This window comes from Acinetobacter sp. UBA3132, from assembly GCF_002364825.1.
GTDB classification, from domain to species: Bacteria; Pseudomonadota; Gammaproteobacteria; order Pseudomonadales; family Moraxellaceae; genus Acinetobacter; species Acinetobacter schindleri.
In genome coordinates, this window is sequence record NZ_DEZM01000210.1 from 2,801 (window position 1) to 3,249 (window position 449).

The 449-nt window shown below is 46.5% G+C and carries 1 pseudogene; it reads right to left on the reverse strand.

The features are described from left to right. Positions 1 to 342: pseudogene (locus tag B4033_RS11655) on the reverse strand (YgiQ family radical SAM protein); the annotation flags it as partial. Positions 343 to 449: the final 107 nt, after the last annotated feature.

A 449-nucleotide genomic window follows, 5' to 3' on the forward strand; every position in this document is an offset into this window, starting at 1 on the left:
GTTGATCATCGAGTCCATGTTACCTGCTGTCACACCCCATGCAATGTTTGGTTTACCCAATACACGGAAGGCTTCAACACTGGTCCAGTCTGGCTGCGCAATAATCCCGACACGGAAGCCTTGCGCTTCTAGGGTACGGCCAATAATGCCTGAACAGAATGAAGGATGATCAATATAGGCATCGCCACAGACTAAAATAAAGTCACAACTGTCCCAGCCGAGTTGATCCATCTCCTCGCGTGACATCGGCAAAAATGGCGCAGGTTCAAAACACGACGCCCAATATTTGTCGTAATCAAACAACGCTGTAGGCGCTGTCTGCATGGTATAAGCAGTAGACATGGCTAGCAATTCTCGGCTGGCAGATGGAGGATCAAAAAATAGATCAAAGATGAAAGCCGAGCATTTTAGCATGAATTCGGCTGAGGTTGCTTGATTATAATTTATAC